11 protein-coding genes and 1 pseudogene are annotated in these 18,456 nt (G+C 49.3%); 6 read left to right on the forward strand and 6 right to left on the reverse strand.

The window, feature by feature from the left end; translation table 11 throughout:
- Positions 1 to 83: 83 nt before the first annotated feature.
- A complete protein-coding gene (locus tag JK621_RS25300; RefSeq protein ID WP_249337132.1) occupies positions 84 to 1,325 on the reverse strand; it encodes a hypothetical protein in 1,242 nt (413 codons plus the stop codon).
- Between the two features lie 318 nt (positions 1,326 to 1,643).
- Between JK621_RS25300 and JK621_RS01580 the strand changes: the two genes are divergently transcribed.
- The 5 genes from JK621_RS01580 to JK621_RS01600 all read left to right on the forward strand — a co-directional run bounded on the left by JK621_RS01580 (position 1,644) and on the right by JK621_RS01600 (position 12,110).
- Positions 1,644 to 4,007 carry a type I restriction-modification system subunit M gene (locus JK621_RS01580; RefSeq protein WP_212558361.1) on the forward strand — a complete coding sequence of 788 codons (2,364 nt, stop codon included), beginning with the start codon at positions 1,644 to 1,646 and terminating at the stop codon, positions 4,005 to 4,007.
- Complete coding sequence (locus tag JK621_RS01585) at positions 4,007 to 5,383, forward strand: restriction endonuclease subunit S (RefSeq protein ID WP_212558362.1); 1,377 nt, start codon at positions 4,007 to 4,009, stop codon at positions 5,381 to 5,383. The genes JK621_RS01580 and JK621_RS01585 overlap by 1 nt, the downstream gene beginning before the upstream one ends.
- The gene (locus tag JK621_RS01590; protein ID WP_212558363.1) at positions 5,380 to 8,628 is read left to right on the forward strand and encodes a type I restriction endonuclease subunit R; all 3,249 of its coding nucleotides are present in this window, start codon (positions 5,380 to 5,382) and stop codon (positions 8,626 to 8,628) included. The genes JK621_RS01585 and JK621_RS01590 overlap by 4 nt, the downstream gene beginning before the upstream one ends.
- Positions 8,629 to 8,743: 115 nt before the next feature.
- Positions 8,744 to 10,819 (forward strand): McrB family protein, encoded by a 2,076-nt coding sequence (locus JK621_RS01595; RefSeq protein ID WP_212560102.1) that lies wholly within the window; start codon positions 8,744 to 8,746, stop codon positions 10,817 to 10,819.
- Positions 10,812 to 12,110: an McrC family protein gene (locus tag JK621_RS01600; RefSeq protein WP_212558364.1), complete on the forward strand. Its 1,299-nt coding sequence runs from the start codon at positions 10,812 to 10,814 to the stop codon at positions 12,108 to 12,110. The genes JK621_RS01595 and JK621_RS01600 overlap by 8 nt, the downstream gene beginning before the upstream one ends.
- A 46-nt stretch (positions 12,111 to 12,156) precedes the next feature.
- Here JK621_RS01600 and JK621_RS01605 read toward each other — a convergent pair whose 3' ends face one another.
- The 5 genes and pseudogenes from JK621_RS01605 to ascF all read right to left on the reverse strand — a co-directional run bounded on the left by JK621_RS01605 (position 12,157) and on the right by ascF (position 17,103).
- Positions 12,157 to 13,275, reverse strand: a complete 1,119-nt coding sequence (locus JK621_RS01605; protein ID WP_212558365.1) for an HNH endonuclease — start codon at positions 13,273 to 13,275, stop codon at positions 12,157 to 12,159.
- 247 nt (positions 13,276 to 13,522) lie between these two features.
- Positions 13,523 to 13,840: a hypothetical protein gene (locus JK621_RS01610; RefSeq protein WP_212560103.1), complete on the reverse strand. Its 318-nt coding sequence runs from the start codon at positions 13,838 to 13,840 to the stop codon at positions 13,523 to 13,525.
- Positions 13,841 to 13,924: 84 nt separating this feature from the next.
- A pseudogene (locus JK621_RS25305) lies at positions 13,925 to 13,975 on the reverse strand (hypothetical protein); the annotation flags it as partial.
- Positions 13,976 to 14,193: 218 nt separating this feature from the next.
- Entirely contained in the window at positions 14,194 to 15,624 is a 1,431-nt protein-coding gene (locus JK621_RS01620; protein ID WP_212558366.1) for a 6-phospho-beta-glucosidase, read from the reverse strand.
- Positions 15,625 to 15,651: 27 nt separating this feature from the next.
- The gene (gene ascF, locus JK621_RS01625) at positions 15,652 to 17,103 is read right to left on the reverse strand and encodes a PTS cellobiose/arbutin/salicin transporter subunit IIBC (protein WP_212558367.1); all 1,452 of its coding nucleotides are present in this window, start codon (positions 17,101 to 17,103) and stop codon (positions 15,652 to 15,654) included.
- Positions 17,104 to 17,387: 284 nt separating this feature from the next.
- Between ascF and JK621_RS01630 the strand changes: the two genes are divergently transcribed.
- Positions 17,388 to 18,410, forward strand: coding sequence for a LacI family DNA-binding transcriptional regulator (locus JK621_RS01630; RefSeq protein ID WP_212558368.1), 1,023 nt, complete (start codon positions 17,388 to 17,390; stop codon positions 18,408 to 18,410).
- The last annotated feature ends 46 nt before the right edge of the window (positions 18,411 to 18,456 follow it).

Below are 18,456 nucleotides of genomic sequence, written 5' to 3' on the forward strand. Positions count from 1 at the left end.
AAGGGAAATTGGCACCCCATGATTAGCCAACCCATAAGGTCAGCTCTCCTAAAAGCATTATGGAGAGCTGGGGGAAATAGAATTCATTTTAGAGATTGGATAATATTTAGTATGGAATTATTATTTGTGATTTTTATTTTATCGTAATAGATTGGTTCTGGAATTGGGGAGTCCCAGATCTGGATGTCTTTTTTATTAAATGGAATACAATCCATAGCAATGTATTTTAAGTGGTTTGTTTTTTCTTCATACTCTTTGGTGTTATCAATTGTTAACTTTAAACTTTCCTGTCTGGCATGGGTGATTGCAGTTGGGCAAATTAATTGTGTGTTACCTAAAGTGAAAATGCTGACGCCAGTGATAAAGAATCTATTGGGTATCTCTTGAAAGTATCTAGTATTCCACAGCCGGCCATTAAACATAGCATGAGGATGAACATCTTCGTTAATATAAAATTGGTGAGTACGCCCGTCGCTGATGCCTGATAGGTTCATAGTCATATTTATAATCATATTTGGGATAGGGCGAAACATCATAGATAGAATAACTAAAGTGGTAGGGATGAATATTAATATCATAATAATGGCATGAAATACCCCACCGTTTTTCTTCTCATTGATGTAAATTGTACCCGGAAAAATACTCAGTGTGGAGAATGTTAGTGCTACAGCAGTAAGTAAACTTATCTGGGCAAAATCGTTACTGCCTTCTGTGAACTCTAACTGGCTTAAGAAAAAAGAAATTGGGAGTATTTGTACAATTGCAGGGGTTAGAAGTAGTAATGGCAGGGATATTTTTGTTGATATTTTTTCTAGCGGTTCTTTGGCTCCATTGTTATTGTGATGACTATATTTTTTTGGATTTAAAATGTTCCTTTTAGTAATACAAAAGCTAAATAGTACGGATATTATCAGAAAGACTATAAAAGTTAAGTATCCATTCAAATCAAAATAATAATAAGAGAAGAAACATACGGACAAGAAAAGATATAATCCGAGGCTGTTAAATAGAACAGTAATGGAAAAACCATTAACCATTTCATTATGTCTTATCAAATCCTTTTCATAGCTGGAGAATATAAGTATCATCATGAATGACGAGGAAAATATTAATATACTAAATCCTAAGAGTGATAGTATAGCGAACCCAAATATTACAGCTATAGCGGAACTAGCGTTAGTTGCATCATAGAATATATCTAATCTGCCTAAGTTATATAGATATAACCATATTACTGAGAGAGTTAACCCTGTAATAAAAGCCGACGATGAAATTACGGACAGGATGAGTTTCTTGCTTGGGATTTTAAAGGGGATATTGTTCACTATATGAATTCCTTATCTGAGTGCGTCCGATAAATGTGCAGTTACTGTTATGCAACAAATTAAGTCCAATATCAAATAATCTATGTTACTTACGTCCGTTTATTATTTATTTTATAATTACATGCGTAATAACTAAATGGAATTATGTCGTATTTGATATGAGGCTATGCCTAGAGGTGTGCATTGGAGCGAGTTTGCCTGCTTCTTTAGCCTGTGCCGGTTGACAGGTGAAAAACACTACGCACTGATGTCAGAGCAAGCAGTATTGATTCATGTATAATCTACCCATCTTTTTGCGCCCCTATTCAGGTTGTTGATATGGCTAACACAAACTTCTCTCAAACAGCTGCTTTCATCTGGTCGGTAGCCGACCTGCTCCGTGGTGATTTTAAACAGTCCCAGTACGGGCGTGTGATTTTACCTTTTACGCTGCTGCGTCGTCTGGAGTGCGTGTTAGCCCCGAGTAAAGATGCCGTCTTGGCACAAGCGGAAAAGCTAAAAACCAGCCCGTTGCCTGAAGAAGGCAGGGATAAGTTTCTGTTACGTGCGACCAATGGGCTTACGTTCTTCAATATCTCGCCGATGGATCTCGGCAAGATGGGGCAGAATGACATCAAAGCTAACCTGGAGAACTATGTTCAGTGTTTTTCCAAGGACGCGCGGGAAATCTTTGAGCACTTCAAATTTAGTGAGTTTGTCGGCCTGTTGGATGATGCTAACCTGCTGTTCAAAGTGGTTAAAAAGTTCGCCACAACCGATCTGAGCCCTAAAGCTATTTCTAACCATGATATGGGTTTGGTGTTTGAAGAACTGATTCGCCGTTTTGCGGAGAGTTCGAATGAGACTGCCGGGGAGCACTTTACTCCACGCGATATTGTACATCTGACGACTTCTCTGGTGTTTATGGAAGATGATGACGCATTGTCGAAAGACGGTATTATCCGCACCATTTACGACCCCACTGCTGGTACCGGCGGCTTCCTCTCTTCCGGTATGGAATACGTGCATAAACAGAACCCGAATGCGGTGATGCGTGCTTTTGGTCAGGAGTTAAACCCGGAGTCTTACGCCATCTGTAAAGCCGATATGCTGATCAAAGGGCAGGACGTCAGCCGTATCAAATTGGGGAATACGCTTTCCAACGACCAGTTACCGCAGGCTCAGTTCGACTACATGCTGTCTAACCCACCCTTTGGCGTGGACTGGAAAAAGATTGAAGGTGAGATTAACGACGAACATCAGCAGAAAGGCTTTAACGGCCGCTTTGGCCCAGGCTTGCCGCGCGTTTCCGATGGTTCGCTGCTGTTCCTGATGCACCTGATCAGCAAACTGCGTGATACACAAAACTTGGATGGTTCGAAGATTCAGGGCGGACGTATCGGGATTATCCTCAACGGTTCACCGCTGTTTACCGGCGGGGCGGGCAGTGGTGAGAGTGAGATCCGCCGTTATATTCTGGAAGCCGATTTGCTGGAAGGGATTGTCGCGCTGCCAACGGATATGTTCTACAACACCGGCATTGCCACCTACGTGTGGATTTTGTCGAACAAGAAAACGCCGGAGCGTAAAGGCAAAGTTCAACTGATTGATGGCACTAACCTGTGCGGCAAAATGCGTAAGTCATTAGGTTCCAAACGTAACCTGATGGGCGAGGACGATATCACGCTTATCACCCGCACCTTTGGTGACTTTGAGGTGGTGAATGCGACTTCTCTTGAGGATTTGGGCCTTGAAAAAGCACCGGAGCAGAAATCTAACCGTGGCCGCCAATCGGCAACGGCGAAAACCGAAGTGCCGAAAACCTTCGCCAGCAAAATCTTTAACAGCACTGATTTTGGTTATCGCCGCTTGACCATCGAGCGCCCGCTGCGTTTGTCTGCACAGGTCACGGATGAGGCCATCGCATCACTGCGTTTTGCACCGAAGCCGTTTAATGCCCCAATGGAACGTCTGTATGAAGAGTTCTCCGCACAGTGGCAAAACGATAACTACGGTGACTTTGCAAATAGTGAAGTTGAAGCCCGCGCCATTATCAAAGCGGAATTTGCTGAGCTGAAAGAGAAGCAAATTAAAGACCTGCTGGACAGCAAACTGTGGTTGGCACAGCGTGCATTGATGGAGAAAACGCAGCAAATCCAGGCGGCGTTGGGGGCTAAAGCGGGTGGCAAAGAGAAAGTTAGCGATGACTTTAATGAGTTCCAGCTCACGCTGAAAAGCGCAATCAAAACCGCTGGCGTGAAGCTGGATACCAAAGAGAACAAGCAGTTTATCGACGCCATCACCACTAAAAACCCTATCGCCGAGCCAGTAGTGAAAAAGGTTCTGAAAGAAGCTGCCCAGCCGCTGTACGGCGCGTTCGAATACAAAGGCAAAGTGGTGGAGTTTGAGCAGGACGGTGAGCTACGTGACAACGAGAACGTGCCGCTAAATCCAACCGTTTCCACCAGCGATTTGATCGAAGGCTACTTTAAAGCCGAAGTGCTGCCACACGTAGCCGATGCCTGGATTAACGCCGATAAGCGCGACGCAAAAGATAATGAAGTTGGTATTGTCGGCTATGAAATTCCGTTTAACCGCCATTTCTATGTTTATCAGCCGCCACGCCCGTTAGAAGAGATTGATGCCGATCTGGATGCTGTAAGTGCCGAGATTATGAAGCTGCTGCAGGAGGTACATTCCTGATGGCTAAATATAAGGCGTATCCGGAGTATAAGGATTCTGGTGTTGAGTGGTTGGGGGAAATTCCTAGGCATTGGATCTGTACCCAAGTGAAATATGGTTATGAAATTACTTTAGGAAAAATGCTCCAGAAGAATAAAAGTTCGCCCTCGGATGAGTTAAAACCATATCTTAAAGCCCAAAACATTCAACCATATGGTGTTGATTTAAATAATGTTGATTTAATGTGGTTTTCATCTGAAGAACGGAGTAAATTACTTCTAAAACCTGAAGATGTTTTGATTAGTGAGGGGGGGGATGTAGGTCGTTCCGCTATTTGGTCTGGTCAACTTGTTGAATGCTATATTCAGAATGCTATTAATAGGGCTAGGCCAATTGATAATAATTCATCTGTTTTTCTAAATTATTGGATTTTTTATTTAAAATCGATAGATTTTATTAATACGTTGTGTAATAAAGCCACAATTGCCCATTACACAGCAGAGAAGCTTGAAACATCTCCTTTGCTTTTGCCAAAATTTGATGAACAGTTATGTATTGCTTCTTTCCTCGATCACGAAACCGCAAAAATCGATAACCTGATCGAGAGGCAGAAACAACTGATTGAACTGCTAAAAGAAAAACGTCAAGCAGTGATTGGCCATGCCGTGACTAAAGGGCTAAACCCTGATGCACCAATGAAAGATTCTGGTGTTGAGTGGTTGGGGGAAGTGCCAGAACATTGGAGATTAAAACAAATACGACATTTATGTTCATTTGTTGGAGGAGGCACTCCTTCTAAAAGTAATTCAGCTTTTTGGGTTGGTGACATACCTTGGGTTTCCCCTAAGGATATGAAGATTGATTATATATTTGATGCTGAAGATCATATTAGCGAAAGTGCAGTCAAGCAATCTTCAACAAAATTAATTCCAGTGAATTCTGTATTAATTGTTGTTCGCGGAATGATTTTGTCTCATTCATTTCCAGTAGCAATAAATACTGCGGTTGTAACTATCAATCAGGATATGAAGGCACTAATTCCTAACGTTAAAATATCGTTTGAATATTTACATTTGGTTTTGAAAGGTTTTAGACAAAATGTATTAGACTTAACTGATAACTCCTCGCATGGGACTAAGTGCCTAAAAACTGAATCTTTTGAGCGAATGCAAATACCTCTACCACCTTTACAAGAGCAATTAAGAATAGTTTTTGATATTAAAGAACTATTATCAAAAATAGATAGTTTAGTAAGCAGGCAGAATGAGGCGCTTACCCTTCTCCAAGAACGCCGCACCGCCCTTATCTCCGCGGCCGTCACCGGTAAAATAGACGTACGTAATTGGGTTGCGCCAGAAGCCAGAGAAGCTGAGGTATCACAGGAGGCCACCGCATGAGTATGGACACCACCAAAGAGGCAATTTTCCAAAATGAAATGGTTGCTCATATGGTTGCCAAAGGCTGGATTGTTGGTAAACCAGACGGCTACGATCGCGAACGTGCTTTGTATGCGCAAGACGCGATTGCCTTTGTGCAAAACACCCAGCCACTGGAGTGGGAGAAATTTGCCAAGATTTACCCAACCGATACCGAGCGCCATTTCCTCAATGCGTTGGTGGCCCAACTAAAAAAAGCGGATAACAACGCCACCGATATGCTTTCGCGCACTTACGGCACGCTGGGTGTATTGCGTCACGGAATCAAAAGCCATAACGCACGTTTTTCGCTGTGTCAGTTTAAGCCCGAGCATAACCTTAACCCGGAAACGCTGGCGCGGTATCAGCAGAACATCTGCCGCATTGTGCCGGAACTGGTTTATAGCCCCTATGCCACCAAAGCGGCATTTGATGAGGCGTGTGCCAAAGCCAAGAAGTGGCGAATCGATCTGGTGCTGTTTGTTAACGGCCTGCCGATAGCGACGCTAGAACTGAAATCTGAGTTCAAGCAGGCGGTACACAACGCGATTAAACAATATAAGAAAACGCGATTGCCGAAAGATCCGGTCACCAACAAACCAGAGCCGCTGCTCACCTTCAAGCGTGGTGCGCTGGTGCATTTTGCCGTCAGCCAATATGAAGTGTTTATGGCCACCAAACTGGCGGGCGATGACACCTTCTTCCTGCCGTTTAACAAAGGCACCCAAGAAGGTGGGGCGGGGAACGATATCCCTGAAGACCCAAATCGTTATGCCACCGACTATCTGTGGAATGAAGTTCTGCTGCCAGACAACCTGCTGAAAATCCTCGCCAGTTTTGTCCATCTGCAAATCGAAGAAAAAGAGGAGTGGAATGGGCTGAAAAGTAAGAAAGAGAGCCTGATCTTCCCGCGTTATCACCAGTGGGACGTGGTAAATAAACTGATTAGCGCGGCCACGGTGGAAGGGACGGGCCATAAATACCTTATCCAGCATAGCGCCGGCTCCGGCAAATCTAACTCTATTGCTTGGACGGCACATCAGCTTTCTACGCTGTACGACGAGAAAGGCGAGAAACAGTTCCATTCGGTGATAGTAGTCACGGACCGCACGGTACTGGACGACCAGCTTCAGGACACCATTTACCAGTTTGAACACGCGGACGGCGTGGTCGGGCGTATCAATAATAAAGAAGGCGATGGCTCGAAGTCGGATAAACTCGCCAGCGCGCTGGAAAACTCACAGCCAATTATTATCGTCACCATCCAGACCTTCCCGTTCGTGCTGAAAGCTATCGAAAACAGCGTCAGCCTCAAGCAGCGTAAATATGCGGTGATCGCTGATGAAGCACACTCTTCACAAAGTGGTTCCACAGCGCGTCAATTGAAAGAAGTATTGATGACGGAAGAGGCGGATGATGATGTCGAGTTGTCGTCGGAAGACATTCTTGATGCTACCGTCGCCGCACGTAAAGGCAGCAGCAATCTTAACTACTATGCGTTTACCGCCACGCCAAAAGCCAAAACCCTAGAGTTGTTTGGCCGTCGTCCTAACCCTCTTGAACCGGCATCGAAAACCAACAAGCCAGAAGCTTTCCATGTTTACTCTATGCGTCAGGCGATTGAAGAAGGCTTTATTCTTGATGTGCTGAAGAACTACACCAATTACAAAGTGGCGTACAAGCTGCTGCAAAAGTTGGACGATCCCGATCGTGAAGTCGACAGCAAAAAAGCCAAAATCAAACTAAACCAGTGGGTGACATTGCACGATTATAACGTTGCCCAAAAAGTAAAAGTGATCGTCGAGCATTTCCGTAAGCATGTGATGCATTTGCTGGGTGGGCAGGCTAAGGCGATGGTGGTGACCAGTTCGCGTAAAGCGGCGGTGCGCTATAAGCTGGCGTTTGATAAATACATTGCCGAGAATAAATACGCGAAGATTAATGCGATGGTGGCATTCTCTGGTGAGGTAGAGTTTGTTGAAAGTGATCACAATAGTCTTGCGCTGCTGAATCAAAAGTTTACTGAAATGAATATGAATCCAGGGCTGAAAGGCCGGGACATGCGTAAAGCTTTTGATAGTGAAGATTATCAGGTGATGCTGGTGGCGAATAAATTCCAGACTGGTTTTGACCAGCCAAAGCTATGCGCCATGTACGTGGACAAAGCGCTTGGCGGTGTGGAGTGCGTACAAACGCTGTCGCGCCTGAACCGCACCTATCCAGGCAAAGCGCAGTCGGGGACTTTTGTGCTCGATTTCTATAACGAGCCTGATGAGATCCTCGCCGCCTTCCAACCTTATTATCAAACGGCAGAACTGGCGGATGTCAGCGATCCCCAGTTAGTCTTTGAATTATTCGAGAAACTGCGCACCAGTGGCATATTCCTGTGGAACGAGGTGGAGCAGTTCTGTGAGGCCTTCTTTACCAAGAACAAATCCAATGCGGCGATCAGTAATATCTGCAAGCCGGCCGTTGAGCGTTGGAAGAAGCGCTATACCTCGGCTATCGATGCTTACGTGCTGGCAAAAGAGATCTTTGAACGCACGAAGAAAACCAACGATGTGGTGTTGATCACCAATGCTGAAAACAGCTTCAAAGACTGCAAACAAGAAAAAGACAAGCTGGATATCTTCAAAAAAGACCTCGGCAGCTTTGTCCGTTTTTACGAGTTTATGTCGCAAATCGTTGAGTACGATGACAAGGATCTGGAAAAACTGAGTCTGTTTTCCCGTCACTTGCGTCCGTTGTTGCATGAACAACGCATAGAAGAAGATGAGATTGATTTAAGCAACGTGGATATGAGCCATTACCGTCTCTCTAAAATCCACGAACAGCATCTCAAGCTTCAGGAAGATGCCGAAGAATATAAACTCGAGCCGGGTAATGACATTGGCACTGCCAAGCCGAAGGATAAGAAAGAAGAGTTCCTGTCGAACATTCTGGCGCGCCTTAACGACCTGTTTATCACTGATAATCTCAGTGATAAAGACATGATCAACTACGCGTTTACCGTACGCGACAAGCTATCGGAAAACCAAGCGGTGATGACACAGATTGCCAACAACACCCGCGAACAGGCCATGCTGGGGGATTTCCCAAAAGCCATTGATGATGCGGTCATGGACAGCAATGAGGCTCAGCATGAAATGATGGTGCAGTATCTGTCCAACCCAGAGCTCGCCAAGGGGTTTGCCCGCGTGGTGTTTGATATGCTGAAAGGCGCCTGAGATTGATTAGGCAGTGGCTAGCAGCCCTGATGTTAACGTCTTGGCTGCCGTAGTTTTGTAGTAACAGTACCGGTTTTCTTTCAAATAATAATGTCACCGTACAGGAACTATCGTGATGGATATCGTTGCCGATGTTGAAGCAGGTAAGCTGACTCTCAGTGAATTGATTAACTCACTGGCCGAATACAAAGATTACACCCATTCAGAATGGAATCACCGTTACCGCGAGTTTACGGCGCTGCTTCAACAAACCCAGACATTCTCTGAGCCGGAGACGGATGATCTGGTTAAACGGCTTTGGTATGAGCGTGATAACGGTATTGCCAGCATCCGTCAGGGTGTTCCGTCGTTGGCTGAGTTCCAACAAAGCCTGCCGCAACTCAGAGAACTGACCGAGCGTATTCATCGCCAACCCGATGAGCAAACTTACCAATATGTGGAAGCCGCCTTGCAGCAAGCCAAGGAAACCGGACAGCTCAAGCGGATGTATTGGAGCTTGAGGAATCGTGTCTTTGCGGCTTTTACCCCAGAAACTTGCACCAGCACGGTAGACGAAAATGCGTTTACCAAAGCCGCGACGTTTTTGAATGAGCAATTTTCGCTTGGCCTGACGCTTGCTGGCGATTGGCTGCAGAAAAACCATGAGTTGAAGGGCGCGATTAACGGGCAACTGCCAAATGTGGATCCTTACTATGTGAACATGGCGATCTGGCATCTCTATGAACTGCTGTGTGAGCGTGACAGCGAGCAAAAACAAGAGAAAATGGTGAGCAGCGCCGTCACGGTGAGCAATGAAGTGGTGAGCGTGGCGATACCGCAGCATTCACCCGTCAATATGATCTACTTTGGCCCCCCGGGAACCGGGAAGACCTTCATCTTGCAGCAAAAAATGAAGGAGTACACCACGCAGGCTGCTCCCGCCGATTATGATGCCTGGCTAGATTCCCGCCTTGAATCGCTTAACTGGATGCAGGTGATAACGCTGGTCTTGTTGGATCTGAATAAACGCGCCAAAGTTCGCCAACTGACTGAGCACCCGTGGTTCCAACGTAAAGCCTTATTGAATGGTCGCAGCAGTAATTTATCGCAAACGGCTTGGGCCACACTGCAATCTTTTACCGTGCCGGAATCCACCACGGTTGAATATAAAAATCGTCGTGAGCCTACGATTTTTAATAAAACGGCCGAGAGTGAGTGGTTCCTGGTTAAGTCGCAGCTAGAGCAAGTGGAAGATCTTGTTTCACTCTATGATGAGTTAAAGCAAGGCCCGCAAACCGCAGAGGCCATTCAGCGGTTTGCCGTAGTTACCTTCCATCAGTCTTATGGTTACGAAGAGTTTATCGAAGGGATGCGGGCTCGGGCCGATGAGGGCGGCAATATTTCTTATCCCATTGAGCCTGGCATTTTCATGCGTTTATGCCAGCGGGCTAATGCCGATCCGGCGCACCGCTATGCCATTTTTATTGATGAGATTAACCGTGGCAATATCTCAAAGATTTTCGGTGAGTTGATTTCGCTGATTGAAATCGATAAGCGCGCCGGGATGAGCAATGCGATGAGCCTGCAACTGTCCTATAGCGGCCAGACATTCAGTGTGCCTGGCAACGTCGATATTATTGGGGCAATGAATACCGCAGACCGTTCATTAGCGCTGATGGACACTGCATTACGCCGACGCTTCGATTTTGTCGAGATGATGCCAGATCTCTCGTTACTCAGTGGCGCCAAAGTAAAAGGCATTGAGCTTGAATCGTTATTAGAGAAACTTAATAGCCGAATTGAGGCGCTTTACGATCGCGAGCATACGTTAGGGCATGCGTTCTTTATGCCGGTAAAAAAAGCCTGCGATGCGAAGGATGAAGAGAAGGCGTTTAAACAGCTGAAGGCAGCATTCCAGAAAAAGATCATTCCGTTATTGCAGGAATATTTCTTCGACGATTGGAACAAGATCCGGTTGGTGTTGGCAGATAATCAGAAGCAAGACGACAGCCTACAGTTTGTCATTGAGCAAACCGACGATCTAGACATGCTGTTTGGTGCTGACCATGGTTTACGGCGTCACGAGCAGCAATCAACAGTCTACGAACTTAAGGCTTTTGAGCAAGAAGTCTGGAATATGCCCCAGGCTTACCGTGCAATTTATCAACCCGAAGAGGCCGTCCCTGCTACACAGGCTGCGCAAAATGGGTGAGGTGATCTCTGTTTTTGAGTATGACCTGTTAGGTGTTGAAAAAGAAACGCCGGCCGGTGCTGTTCCTCTCCCTCATGAGGTATTCAATTATTTAGAATCGCTTAGCTTAACCAGCGAGAAGGGGAGCCAACTGCTCAAACTCACCTCACGCTCTGGGTGCAGGTTGCTGCAAGTACAAAATTACGCCGGGATACTTTATACCCCCTTTGGCCTGCAGCTTGAAGTTCTGCCCAAGATAGGCAAAAACCTTTCGCGTGGGCATGCACGAGAAACTTTGCTGGCTATGCTGAGCCATTTGTCAGGGTTTAGGCATATCCAAACCCAGCAGGCTGCCGTTCATGCACAACGAATGCCTTTACTGGAGATTTTCATCAACCAGTTTTTGCATAGCGTTAGCCAACTGCTTAAACAGGGTCTGCGCTCAGACTATGTGAACGAACAGGGTAATTTACCCTTCATGAAAGGCAAACTGATGCTTTCCGCTCAGTTGCGACATAACGTTGTGGATCGTCATAAATTCTGTGTCGATTACGATGACTACTTGCCCGACTGTGCCGCCAATAGGCTCTTACACTCAGCACTTCATAAACTAGGCGGTCTTAGTCTGTCATCAGAGAATCAGCGCTGGCTGCAGGAAATGCGCTTTGCTTTTGATGGCGTTCCGTTTAGCCGAGATATTGATGGGGATATATCGAGCCTGCGCCTGGATCGCAGTATGGCTCATTACCATGAGCCGCTTGCATGGGCGCAATTGATTTTGCACGGAATGAGCCCGAGTGCTTTGCAAGGGGATGCTAAAGCCTTATCGCTGTTGTTCCCTATGGAGGCGGTGTTTGAGTCTTTTGTCGCACAGACTCTTACTGATGAACTCCCACACGGCTTCAAATTAAAGCTGCAGGCTGCGAGCTACTCATTGGTTAAACATGGTGAGAGGGATTGCTTTAAGCTGCGCCCAGATTTGTTGATTCAGTCACGCCACCCGGTAAAAACTAAGATGGTGCTGGATACTAAATGGAAGTTGATTAATAACAACTCTCAGGAACAATCTCTCTATGGCATCGCACAATCTGATTTTTATCAAATGTTTGCATACGGCCAAAAATATCTTGATGGCGACGGTGACATGTATTTGATCTACCCAGCACACGATGACTTCAACCATCCGATACCGCAGCACTTTGCATTCTCAAAGACATTGCGGTTATGGGTGGTACCTTATCGGATCACCGCAAAGCGTGGGCAGAGGATGATGTGGGGAAAAGATGATCCTTTTTTAGACCCGTCTCGTTAAACACCACCCTCGAAGCATTCCTACACGGATAGTTTTTAAATAATAGCTATTTAAAATCCGCCTCTTTCAGCTCCAATTTCACCATCAAAGTCTGGTTCAGCGCTTTTCCATCAGCACCACTGTGTATCCGACGGTGGCAGGTAGGGCAGATGGCGCCAACCCACTGCGGGTGATCGGGGCCTTCATCGGCCAGGCGTTTTGTGTGGTGAGGTTCTAGATAAGGATCGCCATTCTTTTTCTGGAACGGTGCGGGTTGCTCGCAGGATTCACAGATGCCATTGGCGCGTTGAAGTACGTATTTTTTCACGTCTTCGCTGCGTTCGAACCAAGATTGTTTGCTATCGCTCTCTTTGCGCCGGCTCGTCATCATGGATGATTTTATGGCCTTGGCGCGTAGCTGCTCGAGCGTTTCTTTCTTTTGGTCTACTTCTGATGTAGTGGTGTCATTGTCTACGTCTTGAGCAGAAGATACTCGGAATAAATTAAAAACTATCCCTTGCCTCATGTTTTTTTCGGTATCTAGACATTGGGTGTAATTCCATGAATCGCACTCAAACAATCCAATAAATTTTACGCCCGTACGTTTTTTATTATATTCAAATAAAAGTATATCCCTACCATTATCTTTATGGTCTCGGATATGTTTATTACCGTTGGTAAACGCCATGTCACCTTTCTGCCCCTCTCCCGTGTAGGAGAAGTGGTCGTCGTTAGACCATCCGTCTTTGTACCCATGTGTTTCGCCAGCCTCTCCGGTGAAAATGAAGATCACGGGGAATTCTTTGGGTGTCGATATTCCGCCTTGCTCTTGCCCGCCGTAGAGGTCGTGGAGATCTTTACGTTTGTAAAGTTCACCTTTCTCTAATTTCTCCAGAGGGTGCGGCGTTTCAACTACCTCGAAGCCAAGTTTTTTTAACTCTTGGATGACGGTTTCTAGATTAACACTGAATTTTATTTTATCTGGAGGTTCACCAATTTGTAGAATATAAGCTGCGGTGGCTATGCCATTAATGTCGTACAGGGATTTATTATAACGGACCTTGTGTGTTCTTATTTTTTCAATTTTATTTTTCTTAAGGAAATCATCATAACCTTGGTTGTTATATTCTTTGATTGCGTCTAGAACAGCCTCTTTCGAAGATAACATTGCGATCTTTATAGCCAAAACATTCCCCTCATTGCAGAACGGATTCTGATCAATGCGTTTGCGTACTGCCAGCGGCCATGCGTGGTTACCCAGCAGTTAGCTCATCGATTTATCGAATGCGTTAACTATGCCAGGCCAGGGGGAAAATGCCTACCTTCGTGAATGTGTTTATCGTGATATGTCAGTCAGATCTATGAGATTTACCGGGGTGATAAGAACGGCACCAAACTAATACCGTCCTTATTATTATCATTTTTATCTGTTTTTAACCTGCCAGCTCCTGGCACTCCATCTGCCGCAGTGCGCGGCCATAAAGGTTGCACAGCGCCGGTACTAAGTGAGCCGTTGCGTTGAGGTAGTGATTCAACTGTTCCCACTGGGCGTCATCGGCTTGTGGGTGCTTTTGCAGGAGATTGCCGCACAGCATCAGGCCATGACATAACCCTTCGGCCTGTTCGGCGGAGAGGGCGGCTAAGTCTAAGAGTTGTGGCAAGTCTAAGGTGCTGAGATCGAGCTGATTGAACAGTTCGCGATAGAGGGTGAGGGTACTTGTGGCGGATTGTGAGGTGGAAATGTTTTCCATGTGGCTGTTCTCCTTAGTGTGGTGCGTTGCTACCACGTGAGACGCTAAACCCATGGTGGTAGCCCAAACGGAGTTAGCGTTACCGGACACTAAGGAAACCGGCGCTTCTTGCGAAGCCTCCGCCTGGGCCACCATAATTCTGGATGTTCAAGGCCCCAGCATTATATACATAATGCTGCTCAGTGTATGTTCGGAACGCTAACTCCGGCTGCGGATTGTGCCGCAGCCAGGAGACTATAGCGCTGGCGCAAAGGCGAAAAAACAGCCTGTACAGAATTACAGGGGCTTACTACTCAATCTGGAATGCAGCTCGCAACAATCTCCCTTAGCAGCCCTTGCCGCCGCCAACTCCATCACCCCAAATCCTCCCCATTACTGGCAATCACTTTCTTGTACCACCAGAAGGATTTCTTGCGCGTGCGGGCGAGGGTGCCGTTGCCGTGGTCGTCGCGGTCGACGTACACAAAGCCGTAGCGCTTGCTCATTTCACCGGTCGAGGCTGCCACCAGGTCAATGCAGCCCCAGGTGGTGTAGCCGATCACCGGCACGCCGTCGGCGATGGCGTCGGCCATGGCGCGGATGTGTTCCCGCAGGTAACTGATGCGGTAATCGTCCTCAATCTCGCCGACGGCATTGAATTCGTCGTGTGCGCCCAGGCCGTTTTCCACCAGGAACAGCGGTTTTTGGTAACGGTCGTACATCATGTTCATGGTGATGCGCAAACCCAGCGGGTCGATGCCCCAGCCCCAGTCGCTGCGTGGCACGTGCGGGTTCGGCAGCGATTTCACCACGTTGGCGGCGCTGCTGTTGTTGTCGTTCATATCGGCAGAAGCACAGCGCGAGGCGTAATAACTGAAGGAGACGAAATCGACCGTGTTCTTCAGGATATCGCTGTCGCCTTCCTCCATCGCGATGTGCACGCCTTTCTCGCGGAACACCCTGGCGGAGTAAGAGGGGTAAGCGCCACGGGCCTGCACGTCGATAAAGAACAGGTTCTCGCGGTCTTTCTCCAGCGCGGCCCACACGTCTTCCGGCTTGCTGGACCAGGGGTAGAAATTGCCGCCCGCCAGCATGCAGCCCACCTGGTTGGCGGGGTTCACCTCATGCGCGATGCGGGTGGCCAGCGCGCTGGCCACCAGTTCGTGGTGCGCGGCCTGGTATTTTACCTGCTCGGGGTTTTCGTCGGCCTCGAACACCAGCCCGGCGCCGGAGAACGGGCTGTGCAGCAGAATGTTGATCTCATTAAAGGTGAGCCAGTACTTCACCAGGCCGTCGAAGGCTTCGAAACAGGTGCGGGCATAGCGGGTGAAAAACTCCACCATCTTGCGGTTGCGCCAGGAGCCGTATTCGGTCACCAGATGCATCGGCACGTCGAAATGGCACAGGGTGACCAGCGGCTCGATGCCGTATTTGCGGCACTCTTCGAACAGACTGCGGTAGAAGGCAATGCCCTGTGGGTTGGGCGTCAGCTCGTCGCCGTTCGGGTAAAGCCGGCTCCAGGCAATGGAGGTGCGGAAGACGCTAAAGCCCATCTCCGCCATCAGCGCGATGTCGTCGCGGTAACGGTGATAAAAATCGATCGCGTCGTGGCTTGGGTAAAACTCGTCTTCACGCAAGGCAAAGCGCTTCTCCAGGCCCAGCTTCACCGGCATGCGGTTGGCGCCGTGCGGGATCATGTCGACCGTGGTCAGCCCTTTGCCGCCCTCCAGATAACCCCCTTCAGACTGGTTGGCGGCCAGGGCGCCGCCCCATAAGAACCCTTGCGGGAAAGTTGAATCAGACATGTAATCCTCTGTTGCTTAGAAAGTGCTTCATTGGGGATTGACGGCGTTAGCGGTATTCGCCGCAGGTGCGGTGGCCGCCGTTGGCGGGGCTTCGCTTTCCGGGATGTCTTCGAACCCTAAAATCAGCGTGAGCACGAAAGACAGCACCACGGAAAGCACCATCACGCCGCCCACCCAGACAATGCTCATCGGGTTCGACGGGTCAAAAAACTGCACGCTGGTGAACAGGCCGGGCGAGGCCATCGAATGGCTAGCCAGCCCGCCGATACCGGCGACGGCACCACAGACAAAGCCGCTGATCAGGCTGGCGATCAGCGGGCGTTTAAGCCGCACCGCCACGCCATACAGCGCCGGTTCGGAAATCCCCGCCACTATGGCGGAGGCGGCCGCGGCCAGCGCGGTCTGGCGCAGTTCGCGGTTCTTGGTTTTGAACGCCACGGCCAGCGAAGAGCCGCCGAGCGACAGGTTGGCCCCGATCTCCGAAGGCATCACCATGCCTTCTTTGCCGGTTTCGGCAATGGTCTGAATAATGGTCGGGGTGAACACGCGGTGCATGCCGGTCATCACCAGCAGCGGCCAGATGGCGCCCATAATGGCAACGGAAAGCCAGCCCAAATAGCCGTGCACGGTGTACACCAGCGCCGAAATACCGCTACCGATCCAGATGCCGAGCGGGCCGATCAATAGGATCGCGATCGGCGCGGCGATCAGCACAATCAGCATAGGTTTGAGGAAGTTCTTGGTCACCGCCGGGGTGATGCGATCAACCCATCGTTCGATGTACGACAGGATCCAGGTCATCACCAGCGCCGGGATCACCGTATAGGTGTATTTCACCGCCGTCACCGGGATGTAGGCGAACTCCACGGCCTGGCCCTGCGCCGCCTTGGCCATCAGATCGATAAAGTTGGGGTGCAGCAGCACGCCGGCAATGGCGATCGCCAGCGACATGTTGGTTTTGAACTTCAGCGCCGCAGAGGCGGCGACCATCACCGGCAGGAAGAAGAACGCGCCGTCGCCGATCACGTTCAGGATGATCAGGGTCGAGGAGCCTTTTTCGAACACGCCGGCCATATCCAGCATCATCGCCAGCAGCTTCACCATCGAACCGCCGATAATGGCGGGGATCAACGGCGACATGGTGCCCACCAGCGCATCGAGAATGCCGGCGCCGATGCCTTTCAGGGTGATTTTACGTTTTGCCGGTGCGGCGGCGGGGGCGTTGCCCGGCAGGCCGAGCGCCAGCACCGCCTGGTAGGCTTTCGATACCTCGTTGCCGATGATCACCTGGCACTGCTCGCCGCTGTGCACCACGCCCAGCACGCCATTAATCGCTTTGAGCGCGGGGGTGTCGATCAGCGCCTTGTCTTTGACAACGAATCTCAGGCGGGTCATGCAGTGCGTTACGGCGTCGATGTTGCCGAGGCCGCCCACCGCATTCACGATTGCCTGCGAGATCTCTGTGTAGTTCTTCGGCATGGAATATCGTCTCTCTAATAGGAATTCGGATTGCCCAAAGGCGAACTTTTACTGCCTGGGCGATCCGCCGTTCCATCTCAATGAAACGCCCACAAGAAACCGGTTTCACAAAATCATGCTGATCTGTTTTTAATCTGGCAAGAATTATGATTTTTTGGTTTTCCGTTTCGTGAGACTGGTCACTTTTAGATCGGGCGCGCTCGCGTCGGCGGGTGTGAAAACATTTCAAACGGGGGGCGTCTTGGGTAGACTGCGCTCATCCAATGGATTTTGACGGCGCACAGATGGCAACAATACTTGAGGTGGCTAAAAAGGCCGGCGTTTCTAAGGCGACGGTGTCCCGCGTGTTGTCCGGCAGCGGCTATGTCAGCCCGGAGAAACGCGAGCGGGTGGATAACGCCATCGCCGAGACCGGCTATCGGCCCAACCTGTTGGCGCGCAATCTGGCGACGAAAACCACCCAGACCATCGGGCTGGTGGTCACCAACACGCTGTACAGCGGTAACTACTTCAGCGAGCTGATGTCCCAGTCCGCCCGTATCATGGAAGAAAATGGCCGCCAGCTGATCCTGGCGGACGGCAAGCACACCGCGGAAGAAGAAAAGGCCGCCATTCAATTCCTGCTGGATCTGCGTTGCGACGGGGTGATCATCTACCCGCGTTTTCTCTCTATTGCGGAAATGGACGAGATCATTTCCCGGCATAAGCAGCCGATCCTGGTCATCAACCGCCGCTTAAGGCTGAACGACAGCTACTGCATCTTCAGCGATCAGCAAGCCACCAGCGCGACGGCGGTGGCGCACCTCATCCAACTTGGGCATCGCGATATCGCGTTCATCACCGGCTCGCTGGATTCCCCCACCGGGCTGGAGCGGCTCTCCGGCTACAAATCCGCGCTGGCGCAGCAGGGTATTGCGGCCAACAACGCCTTGATTGTCGAAGGGAAGTGGAATGCGCAAAGCGGCATGGCGGCGGTCGATGCGCTGCTGGCCGGCGGCCACGCGTTCAGCGCCATTGTCGCCAGCAACGACGAAATGGCCATCGGCGCCATGAAGCGGCTGGCGGAATGCCAAATCCCGGTGCCGTCCGCCGTGTCGGTGATCGGGTTCGATGATATCCCGCTGGCGCCTTACACCATTCCCTCGCTCTCCAGCATGAAAATGCCGGTGACCGAGATGATTAAGGAAACCATCAACCGCCTGGTGTCGATGCTGGACGGTGGCGAGCTGAGCAAACGCCCAGCCTTCCCGGCGAGCCTGATCCTGCGGGATTCGGTGGCGGCGGGGCCGTATTTTCAGAAGGGATGAGGGGCGGAAATGGGCTGCGCGGGTAAAAGCGCAGCCTGGTGAACTT

The sequence above is a fragment of the Serratia plymuthica genome (assembly GCF_018336935.1).
Lineage (GTDB): Bacteria > Pseudomonadota > Gammaproteobacteria > Enterobacterales > Enterobacteriaceae > Serratia > Serratia plymuthica_B.